Genomic DNA, 13829 nt, shown 5'->3' on the forward strand with positions numbered 1-13829 from the left:
TTTCAAGGGTGCTGCAGCGATCTGGAGTTGAAGACTTCGAAGACGGTCCATACGGCTGCAAAAATTACCAGTGACGAAAGCCAGCCCAGGACCGCATCGGACAGATAGTGGGCACCAGTCAAAACACGCATCGTCGGCATCATGATCGATACCACGGCCAGCGGCACTCCCAGAGGAAGACGCCAGCGCGGTGGCAGCAGCAGGATGAGACAGAGAAGCCATCCGGCCGAAGACGCTTCTCCGGAAATGAAGGAGCAATTCCTGAGGCATTTTCCCGCAAACGAGCCTGCTTGAGCAAAATCCAGCGCTCCGCCGAAAAGATTGGTATCGCGGGGGCGCGGTCGGCCGGAGTATTCCTTTAGCATCAGGTTGACGATGAGGCCGCAACCTATGGCCAGTGACAGCAGCGCCACGATGCACTGGTTGATTTTCGGCGTGCGCCAATGGGATCCGCCAAGTTTCCTCCAGGAGAGAAACGGGATCGCGAGCAGCACGATGATCGCAATATAGGGCAGGACGAGCGTGATGCTCCGCAGCAAAACGAAGAGTCGAACTTTGTCATAGGCAAACTTGCCGCAGACCTCGCCCGCCGTATCGGTCGAAGTGCAAGGCGCATCCGTAAAGACGCTGCGGGCGACGGTAAGATCGATCTGCGGAAACCTGTTGAAGAGGAGAAGCAGCACACACCAAAGTGCAAGGAGCACGACGAACGAGGCAAGCGGCTTGCCGAACGATGTCGCTCGTTTTGGGTAAGCAGCATAGTCGTCATACATCAGGAAACGCCGTCTTCCGTCATCGCATATAGGGATGTTAGGAGGGTCTATCGGCCACCCGTTGAAAGGCGCAGACGATCTCCGCTGCGCTCATTACGGGAGAAATCTGACAATAACCTGAAACATCAAGTGCTTAGAAAGACCGGTTTTTCCTCTCAACGGGCGGTGGAAAGGACCTCGGTTTCGTCGTTGGAAATTCCCAGCCTTGCTTCGATGACGGCTATCTTTTGAGGTGAATCCGCGCCGGTTTCCTCGATGTCTATAAAGAGTTGTTCGCATCCGCCGGGCGTGACGGTGACGAACATTTGACCGGTTTCGTCACTGATGTTGCACCAGCTATGGCGCACATGCGGCGGCAGGACGACGACCGTGCCGGGACCCGCGACGAACTCGTCGTCACCGCATTGGAACCGATAGGCGCCGCGGATAACGCGGAACGTCTCGATCTCGCGCGTATGGGTATGCGGTGCGGGACCCTGGCCCGGCGGGGTGAAGGTTTCCCACATGCCGAGCGCGCCGCTCGTTTCTGCTGCTGTTGCATGAATGACGGTACGGGCGCCGAACGGTGTGCGCGCGATCCGTTCACCGTCAGGTCGAGAGACAAGTGCTCTGCTGAATATCGTCATGTATTCCCCCAACTCTATAAAGGTGACAGGAAGATGCGATCAGACATTCTCGGATTGACGGGAAACTTAGCATAAGACACCTCAGGATTGAAGGACGAGCGACCTAAAATTCGAGGTCGAAATCGCCTGAATTCTTCGTCCGGTTGATGTCGTTGACAGCGGTCCTGAAGTTGGCGGTATCGCCGGCCTCGTGAGCGGCGGCAGCATTTCAATGCCAATGTTGCCTGTCTGCTGTCGCCAGCCGTCACTCGCCGGTCTTGAAATAAGCCTCGAGGCGATAGCCGTCGGGGTCGATGACAAAGGCCGCGTAGTAGAATTGGCTGTAGTCCGGCCGGATGCCCGGCTTGCCGTTGTCTTCGCCGCCATTGGCAAGCCCGGCGGCATAGAAGGCGTCGACCGCCGCCTGGCTCGGCGCGACGAAGCAGAAATGCAGCCCGGAGCCGCGATCGGCTGGAACGGGCCGCTCCACTTCCATGACCCAGAATTGCGCCCGTTCCGCACCGTAGCCGATCGTGCCGTCGAAATTCGACAGACGTTCATAGCCGAGCGGCGCTAGTGCCGCATCATAGAATTGACGGGCTCTTTCCAGGCTTTTGACACCAATCGAGATGTGATCGAACATAAAATGCAAGGCTCCATTTGTTTGCTTCCGCGGCGTCATGCCTGCCAAGGCTGAAGGTATGGTGCCCCTTCCAAATCCAATGGCTTCGGCGTTGGTTCCAACCATCTTTCAACGACCGTTCGAAGTCAATGAAGAGTGCCGGGGAAGAGTGCCTGGCGTCTCGATGGGATACAGTTCATGAGACCCTCGATCCGCGGCATTCGGCAGGTTGCCTGCATGCGTGCGGAATCGATAGGATGGGTGTCACGGCCAGCCACGCATTTTTTTCAAATCACCTGTCGATTTCCAAGGGATTGCTTCGTCGTCCTATTGAGCGAGACAATTCCGCGGCAATGGCGCCAGCGGCTCGCCTCGAAAGGAATAGTCAAATGCGTTTCATGTCCATCATCTCTTCCGCTCAGGTCGGCATGCCGACGCCGGAGCTCATGGAAGCCATTGGTAAACTCGCCGATCGCGAGATCAAGGCCGGCCGCATGATCGACACCGCCGGACTTATGCCGATCGAAACCGGAGTCCGCGTCAGCATCAAGGACAAAAAGATCGTCGTCGTCGATGGCCCGTTCGTCGAGGCCAAGGAAGTGGTCGGCGGCTATGCGATCTTCGAATTTCAGAACAAGGAGGAGGCGTTGGCGCTGACGATCGAATTCATGCAGCTCCACATAGACCACATGCCGGGCTGGGAAGGCACGTGCGAGGTTCGACCGTTCTTCGCGCCGGGTATGAACCCATGCCAAGCGCAGTCGGCCGCGGTCGCGGTCGCTATCGCTTGAAACGAACAATCGAAAGAGGGGATAGGCGGCCGTGACGGCCGCTGACGCCCATCGCACGATCCTGGCCGTCTGGCGGATCGAGCAGCCCAGGCTGATCACCAGCCTGGCAAGGATGCTGCGCGACGTGCCCTTGGCCGAAGACCTGACACAAGAGGCGCTACTGGCAGCTCTGGAGCGATGGCCCGAGACGGGCGTTCCGGAAAGGCCCGGGGCGTGGCTGATGGCGACCGCCAAACGGCGGGCGCTGGATCATCTGCGCCGCCGCCAGATGCTCGAGCGCAAGCATGAGCTGATCGCCCTGGAGATGGATGAGGAGCAGCAGGCCATGCCCGATCTAGACGCTGCCCTCGACGACGACATAGGCGACGAACTGCTCCGCCTCGTCTTCACCGCATGCCATCCGCTGCTATCTCGGGAGGCCCGCGTCGCGTTGGCGTTGCGGATGATTTGCGGCTTGACGACAGAAGAGATCGCGCGGGCATTTCTGCTGCCGGAGGCAACGATCGCTCAGCGCATTGTGCGCGCCAAACGGACCCTTTCGGAATCCGGGCTAGCCTATGAGACACCCCGCGGCGAGGAGCTCTCACGACGGCTCGCTTCCGTGCTGGAGGTCGTCTACCTGATTTTCAATGAGGGCTATACGGCAGCGCGCGGCGAGGACTGGCTGCGGCCGCAACTCTGTAACGAAGCATTGCGCATGGGCCGCATCCTTACCTCCATTGCACCGAACGAACCGGAAGCGCATGCGCTGCTGGCGCTGCTGGAGTTGAATGCCTCGCGGACCGCGGCGCGCACCGACGCGGCTGGCGAGCCGATCCTCCTGCTGGAACAGAACCGCGCCCTTTGGGATCAGCTGCAGATCCGACGGGGACTGCGGGCACTCGCACGGGCGAGGGACCTCGGCGGCGCGGGCGGTCCTTACGCCTTGCAGGCGGCCATTGTCGCCTGCCATGCGGAAGCCCGGACGGCCGAGGCGACCGATTGGGCGCGCATTGCCGGGCTTTATGGGGAGCTGGCGGCGGTTGTGCCTTCTCCGGTCATCGAACTCAATCGCGCCGTCGCGGTTGGCATGGCGGAAGGGCCGGTAGCGGGGCTGGCGATCGTGGATCAGCTTGCAGACGAGCCGGCGCTTAGGGGATATCACCTGCTGCCCAGCGTTCGTGGCGACTTGCTTCAGAAACTCGCTCGCTACGAGGAGGCGAGAGCCGCTTTCGAACGGGCCGCCGCGCTCGCCGGAAACCTGCGAGAGCGCGACTTGCTGATGCGACGTGCCGCTGAGGCGGCATCGCTGTCGTCATAGTGGTAGTCGCTCACAGGGCAGCTTCGGACCACCACCTTCAGGGCGATCGAAACTATCTGATCGCGAATACCCGCGCCCAAAGCGGCGCGGGTATTCGAATCGCCGGTTATTCTGCTGCTTGGTAGGCGCCAGAGCGCGATGTCCTTGGTCCGACGGCAGCAAGCAATGTGACGAGGGCAGCCAATATGGCAACGAAGGCAGTACCGGCGATGTAAGGATTCCAGCCGAGGCTCGGTGCCGCGCTGAAGACGGCGGATGCCGCGGCCAAGACGATGCCGCCCCCGATCTGGAAGGAGGCAAAAAGCATGCCTGAGGCCAAGCCTGACTGGTCTTCTCCGACGTCAGACAGCGCGGCGACCTGAATCGACGGATAGGTCATGGCATAGCCGACGCCCAGCAGTAGCTGCGAAATGGCTACGAGCACGATCGTATCGATCTGGCCGGCCGACAGTACCCAGAAGAGATAACTGATGGCCTGAAGTCCGACGCCGAATGTCATCAGTAAGGTCGTGCCCCGGTTCTGCCCGATCGTGGCGAAGCGAGGGGCGAGGAACATGACGCAGACGCCGCCGAGGGCGAAGGCGAAACCGGTGGCGAAGGCCGACCAGCCGACGACTGTCTGATAATAGAGCGTTGCGATGAACTGGAAGCCGACATAGGCTCCCTGGAACAGGGCAGCGATGGCATTGGCATGGCTGAGCCTGGCGCGCCGGAACATTGCAAGCGGCACCATCGGATCGTGATGACGTGACTCGACCAACAGGAACAGCAGGATCAGGATGAGCGCCGCAACGAGCGATCCCCAGGTCGCGAATGCCTGCCAGCCATCGGCGGCGGCGTTGGTAACGCCAAAGACGAAAAGCAGCAGGCCAGGGGTGATCGTCAAGGCGCCGGCCCAGTCGAAGCGGGGACGCGGACCGCTTCGCTTATGATCGGCAGGAAGGACGAAGGGGGCGACGATCAAGGCTAGGACGGCGACGGGAGCACCCATGACTAGGGTCGCGCGCCAGCTGATGAGGGTTGCTGCACCACCAAGTACCATACCGAGCACGAAGCCGGCGGCACCGGTGGAAGAAAATACGCCGAGCGCTTTGGCACGGGCGCTGCCTTCTCCGAAGACAGAGAGCAGCAGTGCGAGGGCGGCCGGCGCGGTGAAGGCGGCGGCAATGCCCTTGATGAGGCGCGCAGCGATCAGGGTCGGGGCGCTGTCGACGAAACCGCCGGCAATGCTGGCGGCGGCAAAGACGCCGAGCGACCAGAGAAACACGCGGCGGTGGCCGAAGAGATCAGCGACACGGCCGCCGAGCAGCAGAAAACCACCATAGCCAAGCACATAGGCGCTGACGGCCCATTGCAGGGACGTCGCCTGCATGCCGAGCTCTTTCTGGATTGCAGGCAGCGCCACCCCAATGGTGGAGACGTCCATGGCATCGAGGAAATTGGCGGCGCATAGCAGCAGCAACGCCAATCCGGCCCCGCTTCGAGTTTGGGAAGAATTCATCGGGATCGTTCCTTTCTATGCTGCCGCCTCTTGGGAGGTTGAAAACGGCAGGGAACGAGAAAATGTACAGCTTCTAACCCTATTGCAAATTGATAGTAACCATGTCAGGTATTACTGGTGATGATGAATGACGCCACGCTCCGAAAGATCGACCTCAATCTGCTGCTCGCCTTTTCCGTGCTCATGCAGGAACGGAATGTGAGCCGTGCTGCCGAACGCCTGCTGCTCGGCCAGCCCGGCTTGTCTGCCGCGCTGCACCGGTTGCGCGAGACGCTCGATGATGAATTGTTCGTGCGCGTCGGGCGCGGCCTGCAGCCGACGCCGCGCGCTCTTTCGATTGCGCCAGCCATCGAGGATGCGCTTTCAGGCATCGAGCGCGCCATACGCCCGCCGGCCGCTTTCGATCCGGGAAGCTGGCAGGGCGAGTTTCGCATCGGACTATGCGACAACCTCGAATCGTCATTTTTCGGGCCGCTGGCGGCGCGGATGCGGAAGCTGGCGCCTGGCGTTCGGCTGGTCAGCGTGGCGTTTGACAGGCGCGACGCTGCGCGTTTGCTGGACGAGGGAGCCTACGAGTTCAGCATCTCCGTACATGACGAACCAGCCTCCTGGCACATTCGCGCGCCTTTGTTCGAACAGGCCTCATTGTGTATCTATGACGCCCGGCATCTGACATGCTCGACGCCGCTGAGCCTGAAGCATTTCGCAAGCGCGCCGCATGTGACGGTATCACTTGAGGGCACCATATCGACCAACGTCGATGTCGCTCTTGCGCGCCTCGGGCACCGCCGTCAGGTGGTGGCGACGGTGCCGCGTTTTTCCGCCTTGCCGCCGACATTGCGCGCTATTCCGGCCATTGCGACAGTTCCGGAGTCCATCGCCCGCTGCATGGCGCCACTTCACGATCTGACAATTTCGGCCGTGCCGTTCGAGTTGCCGGCGGACTCGATTACAATGCTCTATCGGCGGGTCGATCAGGCCGACAGCCGTTCGCTCTGGCTGCGTCGCTTGTTCGTGGAAGTCGTGACGGAAGCGCTGGCGGCGAGCGGCTGCAGAATAGGCGTTTCCACGGCTGCCTGCTGCTTCGATCAGGTTCCTTTGGCTGAGGCGGTGTGAATCTGCGCAACTACGACCTCGTGCCGTTGCTCCGCAATCTCCATGGCAGTCCCGAGCGAATCGAAGAGGGCGCGACGGTACTCTCGTGATATGAATCACGGGCGTAATCATCGAATTAGAGGTGAAACTTTCGAGGTGAGGCAATGGGTTGATCGGGTTTGGCGGCGCTACGCTGTCGAAAGAATTCGATAGTCTCAACCTATCCTATCATATGGACCGGAAAACGGGGACACGGCTACGCGACCGAATTGGTGAAGGACGCTTTGCCGTTTTCATTCAATGATTTGCATGCTGACCTGGTCACCGGCCTCGTTCGTTCCGCCAGTGTCGCTCCTAGGCATGTTCTGGAAAAATACGGCTTCACTTTCGAACGCGAAATCATGTTGCACGGTACGCCCAGCAATCTCTTCGCGGTCGTGCCATACAGCCAAACGGTATGACCCCCAAATGGCTGTCATCCTGCCCATATGGGCGTAGACGAATTGCAGGCTCTTCTTTTTGCCCGTCCCATTCCACAATGGGGTACGACAATTCGCGCCACGCGTGAGTGTGCAAGGGGGAGACCGCGATGACGGAAACTCGTCTCACAGGAGAAGACCCGTCCAATGCGAGCATTGGTCAAAACGTGATCTCCGGAACCGGTGCAGGACATCTGGCGCTGGTTCCCACATGGATGCCTTTGGACATCGCGCCCAGCGCGAACGTCAATTCCGCAGGAAGCGGTGGCGATGGTATTGCGACCGGCATCATCAGCAGCAATCCCCTCGCCATCTTCACCCCATCCAACACGGCGATAGCCGGCCCTCATGCGACAGCGGACGCCTTTCAGGGCAATGGTGCGCTTTTCAATCAACACTCCACCGAAATGGCCGGCCTAGGCGGCGATGGCGGCAGCGGCAATGTCGCGATCGGCGGTACCGGCAGCAGTTCCGTCAACCATGCCGGAACCGGCGGCAACGGCCTCTTTTTTGGCGGTATGGTGAGCTCCGATGTTGCCGTCTTCGCGCCGGTGAACACCGCCGTCGCTGGTGGCCAGGGATCCATCGCGCATTCGGACCAAGCGAATGACGCAGTGTTTCTGCAGGGCGCGACCCAGATCGGCGGCATCGGCGGCTCGGGTGGCAATCACAATATTGCCGCCGGTGGCGGCGGGTCGGAGAGTGCGGCTTCAAACGCTTTACATTCGCTCATTCTCACCGGCGACAACTATGCCGGCCATGGTGGCGATGGCCATTTCATCGGCAGCATGATAGACGTGAACGTTGCCGTCTTTTCGCCGATCAACATCGCGGTCGGTGCCGCGGGCGGCTCTGCGGAAGCCCATCAGACGAACGATGTGATGTTCGACCAAGGTGGTATCCAGATGGCGGGTATCGGCGGCAACGGCGGCGGATTCAACCTATCGTCGGACACGATCTTCACCGGGAACAGTGTGGGTGGCGGCGGCGGATCAGGCTCTGCGAACGGTAGTTTCGTCGATGTCAGCATCGGATATTTCCATCCCATCAACATCGCAGTTCCTGCCGGCGGCACGGCCGATGCCCAGCAGATCGACCATATCCTGACCGATCAGCATACGCTGCAGTTGGCGGGCCTTGGCGGCCATGGCGGTGAAGGCAACCTGACGGATGCCCATTCGGCCCTCGTCGACGATATCCTCAATTTCATGCACAGCTAGATTGGCGCAGCCTTTTAGGAAACTGCCCTACCTATTTGTTTTTCCGCAGTTGCGGACGGAAGAACCGCTTCGCACATTTTTTGAAATGCTTCGGAAGCATGTTCGCAGGAACGCGCGTCAATCGTACCAATTCCGCGTTCTAACTCTCAATGGAAGCGTTCGTAGGCGGCATCGTCTCTTTCATCGACCCCGGCACCTGCATTCATTTCGGCATAGCCGTTTGGGATACATCCTCTTTCCCGGCCATACCCTATCCAAAGGGACGTCTCCTAATATCCGGCTGGATCACAGGTTGAATCGCGAGCACTCTCTGGAGGCGGTTTTATTGCCTGGTAATGACGTACCGGCATCGGCCGTGGGAGATATACGGACCGAATAGGAGAGGAGTGACACTATGCCTATTCCACTAATAACTGACACGATCAATTTCACCGATCCCACTGCAGGCAACGCAAATGCCGGCAATGGCGGCGATGGCAACGGCCATGGCGATATCAGCTACGATCCCAGTGCCCAGATCAATAACTACCAGTATGTGTATGGCGCGGACACTGATCTCCATAATGGCGATCACGTTCACCAGACGGCTGACTGGGACGCCGGCGGCGGCGGAGCTGGCGGACTTGCCCAAGCTTTTAACGCCGCGCTCTCCGCACTCACCGCCACCGGTGGAGCAGGCGGGAACGCCCAGTCCAACGGTAACGCGGGCCTTGGGAGCGGCGGCGACGTAGCAGCTGTTTCTGCAGCCACGACAGCCTCGCAAAGCACTACGTCGTTGATCGACCAGCATGCCACCATCATATCCGGCATGGGCGGCAATGGCGGTAACGGCAACACAGCCTTAGGCGGCAGCATCTCGGCTGCTTTGGTTCATACCGATACGCTCAGCACGTCCGTATCGAACGCTTTCGATCATTTCGATAATACCGACGGCAGCATCGACGTGCACCATCTCGGTAACTGATCGATTATGCCAGCCGACCCATGAATTTGGGTCCTGAGGATCGCGGGTTTCGGCCAGCGATCCTCGTATTTATGACAGTTCGACCAAGCGCATTCGCCTTGTCATAGTCCAAAGCTGCGAGATCTGATGATGTCAACAAGTCTTGCACAATCCCAGCGCCCGCAGACTCCACTGGTCATGGCCCTCCGGGCCTGCGCCGGGGCTTTCGGTTTGGTCTTCCTCTATAGTTGCGGCTACAACCTCTTTCTTCTCGCCCCTTCCATCTATCTCTTGCAGATATACGACCGGGTGATGTCAAGCCGCAGCACCGATACGCTGCTGATGCTGACGCTCATCATTTCCGTTGCGGTGGTGGTTGGCTCCACTTTGGACATCGTGCGCAGGGCAGCGCTTTCGCGCATCGGTAGCTGGCTGGATCATCGGTTGCGTCCGGATGTCCTGAACGCGTCGTTCGAATATGCCTCACGTGCCGATACCAGCGTGGCAAGCGATTGTTACCGCGACCTTGCCACATTACGTCAATTCCTCGATTCGCCGGCAAGTGCGCTCCTCTTCGATGTTCCCTGGGCGCCGGTATTCCTGCTACTGCTCTTTATGGTCCACCCCTTGCTGGGTGCGATCGGGGTTGTTAGCGCAGTTGCTCTTTTGTCGCTCGCCCTGCTGACGGAGTTGGCGACGCAGCAGCCGATCGCGCAGGCCAATCTTGCGCTGTCGCGGAGCTATATGCGGCTTGCGACGGCCCTTCGATATATTCAGGTGATCCGAGCCATGGGAATGCAGGATGGCGCGGCACAAATCGTCTACCGCGATGCCGAGGCGGCCAGAAGAGCGCAGGACACCGCCATGCATCGGACCGAGATCATTTTGGGATTCTCGAAGTCCATCAGGACGTTAACCCAAATTCTTGTCATGGGAGCGGCTGCATGGCTGGTACTCGAAGATAACAGCAGCCCCGGAATCATCTTTGTCTCGAGCCTGCTGCTCGGCCGCGGTCTTGCGCCGGTCGAGGGCGCAATCGGCGCTTGGCGCTCCTTTGCGTTTGCTCGCCATTCCTTCAATCGTCTCAATAAGATGCTGATCGTTGTTGCGTCGCAGGATGATGCCCGAACGATACCCACGCCCGACCCCAGCGGTCTCGTCTTGGACAATGTCGGCTATGCCCCGCCGTTTGTCGATCGGCCGATATTGAAAGGCGTCACGCTGCGCCTGATGCCAGGTGATTGCGTCGCGCTCATCGGCCCGTCAGGGTCAGGCAAGTCGACGCTCGGCCGGATCATGGCCGGCGTCCTGCACCCGACGAGCGGATGTACGTTTCTTGGAGGCGTTGACGTACAGGCGCTGCGCCTCTGTGGCAACACGCATCATGTCGGCTATCTGCCGCAGGATATCGAGCTTTTCGGCGGAGCCATCAAGGACGTTATCGGGCGCCTGGACGGCACGGATCCCACCAAGGCCATCGAAGCGGCAAAGCTTGTCGGGCTGCACGAAACGATCATGCGGTTACCGCACGGCTACGAGACCGATATCGGCGACGGGGGGAGCCTGCTGCTGCGCGCTCAGCGGCAACAGCTCGGACTGGCGCGCGCGGCTTACGGAAATCCGGCGCTTGTTGTGCTCGACGATCCGAATTCCAGTTTGGACTATGAAGGCGAACGCATCTTGTTCAATGCGATCGAACGCATGAGATCCAAGCGAATGATCGTCGTCATCATTACCCATCGGATGGGCGTTCTGCCCGTCACCAACAAGATCGCCATTGTCCGTAATGGCATGGTCAACGCGTTCGGAGAGAGCGAGCATATATACGATACCTACCTTCGTCCTCCATCGCCGGCGCCGACCCTGGAAGGAAGGGCTGTGCCATGACCGTCATCCGTGCCGCTCCGTCCAAATTCATAAGCCCGTCAAGCCCGAGCAGCCGGTCCGCCCAACGATTAGAGGCTGCCAAGAAGTTCTGGAGCTATTCACCCGTTCTTGATGCGGATTTCACGACTTTGGCGCCGGCGTCGCCGATGCCGGTGCTGCGTTCGGTGAAGCGAACGGGCAACCTGCTGATTTGCGTGTTTATCCTCGGTTTCGGAATATGGGCGATGCTGGCTCCCCTCAAGAGCGCTGCGGTCGCGGCCGGCGTCGTGGAGCCGGAGTTCAGCCGCAAGACCATCCAACATCTGGAGGGTGGCATCATACGGCAGATTCTCGTCAAGAACGGCGATTCTGTCATCGCGGGGCAGGTTCTGATCGAACTCGACGATACCAAGTCGCGTTCGGAACGCGACAGCATTCAAGGGCAGCTCTGGGACGCCGAGGGCATGCATGCGCGCCTGTTTGCCGAGCAGAACGGTAGTGATGAGATCACCTTTCCGCCGGACCTTCGGGCGTTGATGAACAGTAATCCGGCGGTCGAAGCCATTATGAGCGGGCAGCACAGGATATTCGAGACCCGCCGCCAGGTCATGCAGTCCGAGATCGCGATCACGCAGGAGAGGATGAGGCAGGTCCAGCAGGAAATCATCGGGCTCGGCGCGCAAAAGGCGTCGCTCGTCGACAGGGCCGAAATCTCGCGGCAAGAAATGGAATCGGCCACGAGTCTCGTCAGCAAAGGGGCGGAGAGGAAGAGCAGGATCTTCAATCTGGGGCGCGAGAAGGCTGACATCGATGGCCAGGCCGGCGAAGTGGACGCTCAGATATCGCGCGCCTATCAGGTGATCGGGGAGGCCCAGGCCAATCTGGTGAAACTGCAGAACGATCGGCTGAATGAGGTCGCCCAAGGCCTGCGCGACACGGAAAGCCAGATTCTGCAACTGAGCGAACGTTTGCGGGAAATCGACGATCAGCTTTCAAGGACCGATATCCGGGCTCCGGAGGACGGGGTGATCATGGACCTGCACGTTCACACGGCAGGTGGCGTGGTCGGCGCGGGCGAGCCGCTTCTCGATCTGGTGCCGCGCGAAGCCCGTCTTGTGATAACCGCACATGTGCGGCCGGAGGATATCAATTTGGTGCGTCCGGGGTTGGAAGCACAAGTTCATCTTCTACCTTATAATCAGCGGCGAGTTCCGCTGCTGAAAGGTACGGTGGACTATGTTTCCGCGGATCGCCTCGTCGATAAGCAGACCGGCCTGGCCTACTATGCTGCGACGATCCGTGTGACAGATGAACGATTGGCGAAGATGCACGATGTCGCGCTGGTTCCGGGCATGCCCGCCCAAGCATTGATCGAAACGGGCAAGAGCAGCGTCGCGTTTTATGCAATCAGACCGCTTCTGGACAGCTTCAACAGAGCGTTCCGCGAAGATTGAAGAACTCCAGAGCATACGGCTTGGAAATGCGACGCGAATATGGATTGGTACTCCCACCATTCCTTCCTGGCGCCTCTCAATTTCTCGCATGTCGCCGTCGAAGGGACGCAATGATGGGTAAGAGAAAATTCAATGATGACAGGATCATGGACATTCTGAAGGAGCATCAGAGTGGCATGACGGTGACGGATGTGTGCAGTAAGTACGGGATTAGCGAGCCGACATTCTATCGGTGGCAATCCCTGCAGCTCAGGAATGCCGGCTTCGACGTCAAAAGGCTGAGGGCCTTGGAAGAGGAGAACCGGAAGCTCAAGAAGCTATTGGCCGAAACCATGCTCGCAGCAGCGACGTTGAGCGAGATGCTTGAAAAAACATCCAAGGAAAGCGCGTAGCCTACTGCGCCGTCACATCATGGCCGTTGGTTAGCACCCGATAACCCAGACGGGCGACGACTTCGGTTCGGTTCTGGACTTGCAGCTTGCGCATAATGTGCTGCACATGCATTTTCACCGTGTGGCCCGACAGATTGAGCTTCCCCGCAATGACCTTATTCGAGCAGCCGCGTTGCAGCTCGGCAAGCACATCGGTTTCGCGCGGCGTGAAGTCGGCAAGATCCAGGCGATGCGCACGCGTCTCTATCATCCTTTGATCGTCATCCTGAGAGTCCGTGTGCCTAGGAAGGCCGTTCGTCAGCATGTCTAGCGGCTGCGGGCAGAATATACCGCCCGCGAGAACGAGCCGCAGCCCGGCAAGGGCGATCTCTATGGGAATTGAGGTCGTGAAAAAGCCGCGAATGCCCATTTTCAGCGCTTGAGATGCGATGGAAATATCATCCGAGCCCGACAGCAGCGCGATAGGCGCTTCGGAAAAGCGTTCCGCGATAGCCGTCAGATCGTCAAGGACACTGACGCTCTCCACGCTTCTGCCACCCAGATCCAGAACGACCAGGCGGACATCCATTCCGAGAGCCCTATCAAGACTCTCAGTAGAGACCATATCAACAAGATCCCAGCCGGCGAGTTCGTGCTCAAGAAGTTTCACGATGGTCGTACGGGCAAGTGTGTGATGGTCGATGATGATCACGGTCGGCGCATCGCGTCCGATCCGGCGTTTCGTTCGTGAATTGATGGACACGTGTCGCCCCCCAAGGTTAAATGCGCTCCATCTCGCGAGAAATATT

The 13829-nt window shown here is 59.5% G+C and carries 14 protein-coding genes; 9 read left to right on the forward strand and 5 right to left on the reverse strand.

Annotation, left to right across the window (positions count from 1 at the left end; genetic code table 11):
* Positions 1-2: 2 nt before the first annotated feature.
* The 3 genes from PY649_RS15845 to PY649_RS15855 all read right to left on the reverse strand — a co-directional run bounded on the left by PY649_RS15845 (position 3) and on the right by PY649_RS15855 (position 2021).
* Positions 3-773 (reverse strand): phosphatase PAP2 family protein, encoded by a 771-nt coding sequence (locus PY649_RS15845; protein ID WP_285869494.1) that lies wholly within the window; start codon positions 771-773, stop codon positions 3-5.
* Between the two features lie 155 nt (positions 774-928).
* Positions 929-1399: a cupin domain-containing protein gene (locus PY649_RS15850; RefSeq protein WP_285869495.1), complete on the reverse strand. Its 471-nt coding sequence runs from the start codon at positions 1397-1399 to the stop codon at positions 929-931.
* Between the two features lie 244 nt (positions 1400-1643).
* Entirely contained in the window at positions 1644-2021 is a 378-nt protein-coding gene (locus PY649_RS15855) for a VOC family protein (protein WP_285869496.1), read from the reverse strand.
* 368 nt (positions 2022-2389) lie between these two features.
* On the opposite strand from PY649_RS15855, the gene PY649_RS15860 reads away from it, so the two are divergent.
* Both PY649_RS15860 and PY649_RS15865 read left to right on the forward strand, forming a co-directional pair.
* A complete protein-coding gene (locus tag PY649_RS15860; protein WP_285869497.1) occupies positions 2390-2791 on the forward strand; it encodes a YciI family protein in 402 nt (133 codons plus the stop codon).
* 31 nt (positions 2792-2822) lie between these two features.
* Positions 2823-4091, forward strand: coding sequence for an RNA polymerase sigma factor (locus PY649_RS15865; protein WP_285869498.1), 1269 nt, complete (start codon positions 2823-2825; stop codon positions 4089-4091).
* A gap of 106 nt (positions 4092-4197) precedes the next feature.
* Here PY649_RS15865 and PY649_RS15870 read toward each other — a convergent pair whose 3' ends face one another.
* Positions 4198-5592 (reverse strand): MFS transporter, encoded by a 1395-nt coding sequence (locus tag PY649_RS15870; RefSeq protein WP_285869500.1) that lies wholly within the window; start codon positions 5590-5592, stop codon positions 4198-4200.
* A gap of 120 nt (positions 5593-5712) precedes the next feature.
* Between PY649_RS15870 and PY649_RS15875 the strand changes: the two genes are divergently transcribed.
* The 7 genes from PY649_RS15875 (at position 5713) to PY649_RS15900 (ending at position 13041) form a co-directional block, all read left to right on the forward strand.
* Positions 5713-6708, forward strand: coding sequence for a LysR family transcriptional regulator (locus PY649_RS15875; RefSeq protein ID WP_285869501.1), 996 nt, complete (start codon positions 5713-5715; stop codon positions 6706-6708).
* A 158-nt stretch (positions 6709-6866) separates the two neighbouring features.
* Positions 6867-7148: a GNAT family N-acetyltransferase gene (locus PY649_RS35055; RefSeq protein WP_432761364.1), complete on the forward strand. Its 282-nt coding sequence runs from the start codon at positions 6867-6869 to the stop codon at positions 7146-7148.
* A 128-nt stretch (positions 7149-7276) separates the two neighbouring features.
* Positions 7277-8386 (forward strand): hypothetical protein, encoded by a 1110-nt coding sequence (locus PY649_RS15880; RefSeq protein ID WP_285869502.1) that lies wholly within the window; start codon positions 7277-7279, stop codon positions 8384-8386.
* Positions 8387-8780: 394 nt separating this feature from the next.
* On the forward strand, positions 8781-9350 hold the full coding sequence (locus PY649_RS15885; RefSeq protein WP_285869504.1) for a PE-PGRS family protein: 570 nt from the start codon (positions 8781-8783) through the stop codon (positions 9348-9350).
* A 129-nt stretch (positions 9351-9479) separates the two neighbouring features.
* Positions 9480-11216 (forward strand): type I secretion system permease/ATPase, encoded by a 1737-nt coding sequence (locus PY649_RS15890; protein ID WP_285869609.1) that lies wholly within the window; start codon positions 9480-9482, stop codon positions 11214-11216.
* The gene (locus PY649_RS15895) at positions 11213-12649 is read left to right on the forward strand and encodes an HlyD family type I secretion periplasmic adaptor subunit (RefSeq protein WP_285869505.1); all 1437 of its coding nucleotides are present in this window, start codon (positions 11213-11215) and stop codon (positions 12647-12649) included. The genes PY649_RS15890 and PY649_RS15895 overlap by 4 nt, the downstream gene beginning before the upstream one ends.
* A 113-nt stretch (positions 12650-12762) precedes the next feature.
* Entirely contained in the window at positions 12763-13041 is a 279-nt protein-coding gene (locus PY649_RS15900) for a transposase (protein WP_285869507.1), read from the forward strand.
* A 1-nt stretch (position 13042) separates the two neighbouring features.
* On the opposite strand, the gene PY649_RS15905 is transcribed toward PY649_RS15900, so the two are convergent.
* On the reverse strand, positions 13043-13783 hold the full coding sequence (locus PY649_RS15905) for a LuxR C-terminal-related transcriptional regulator (protein ID WP_285869508.1): 741 nt from the start codon (positions 13781-13783) through the stop codon (positions 13043-13045).
* Positions 13784-13829: the final 46 nt, after the last annotated feature.

The organism is Rhizobium mayense (assembly GCF_030272705.1).
In the GTDB taxonomy this organism is placed as follows: Bacteria; Pseudomonadota; Alphaproteobacteria; order Rhizobiales; family Rhizobiaceae; genus Rhizobium; species Rhizobium mayense.

What these genes read in the sequence shown, in the direction of transcription:
- PY649_RS15845 (WP_285869494.1), bottom strand. Translation starts at nt 773, where the DNA reads ATGTATGACGACTATGCTGCTTACCCAAAACGAGCGACATCGTTCGGC.
- PY649_RS15860 (WP_285869497.1), top strand. Translation starts at nt 2,390, where the DNA reads ATGCGTTTCATGTCCATCATCTCTTCCGCTCAGGTCGGCATGCCGACG.
- PY649_RS15895 (WP_285869505.1), top strand. Translation starts at nt 11,213, where the DNA reads ATGACCGTCATCCGTGCCGCTCCGTCCAAATTCATAAGCCCGTCAAGC.
- PY649_RS15855 (WP_285869496.1), bottom strand. Translation starts at nt 2,021, where the DNA reads ATGTTCGATCACATCTCGATTGGTGTCAAAAGCCTGGAAAGAGCCCGT.
- PY649_RS15900 (WP_285869507.1), top strand. Translation starts at nt 12,763, where the DNA reads ATGGGTAAGAGAAAATTCAATGATGACAGGATCATGGACATTCTGAAG.
- PY649_RS15890 (WP_285869609.1), top strand. Translation starts at nt 9,480, where the DNA reads ATGTCAACAAGTCTTGCACAATCCCAGCGCCCGCAGACTCCACTGGTC.
- PY649_RS15850 (WP_285869495.1), bottom strand. Translation starts at nt 1,399, where the DNA reads ATGACGATATTCAGCAGAGCACTTGTCTCTCGACCTGACGGTGAACGG.
- PY649_RS15885 (WP_285869504.1), top strand. Translation starts at nt 8,781, where the DNA reads ATGCCTATTCCACTAATAACTGACACGATCAATTTCACCGATCCCACT.
- PY649_RS15870 (WP_285869500.1), bottom strand. Translation starts at nt 5,592, where the DNA reads ATGAATTCTTCCCAAACTCGAAGCGGGGCCGGATTGGCGTTGCTGCTG.
- PY649_RS15880 (WP_285869502.1), top strand. Translation starts at nt 7,277, where the DNA reads ATGACGGAAACTCGTCTCACAGGAGAAGACCCGTCCAATGCGAGCATT.
- PY649_RS15875 (WP_285869501.1), top strand. Translation starts at nt 5,713, where the DNA reads ATGATGAATGACGCCACGCTCCGAAAGATCGACCTCAATCTGCTGCTC.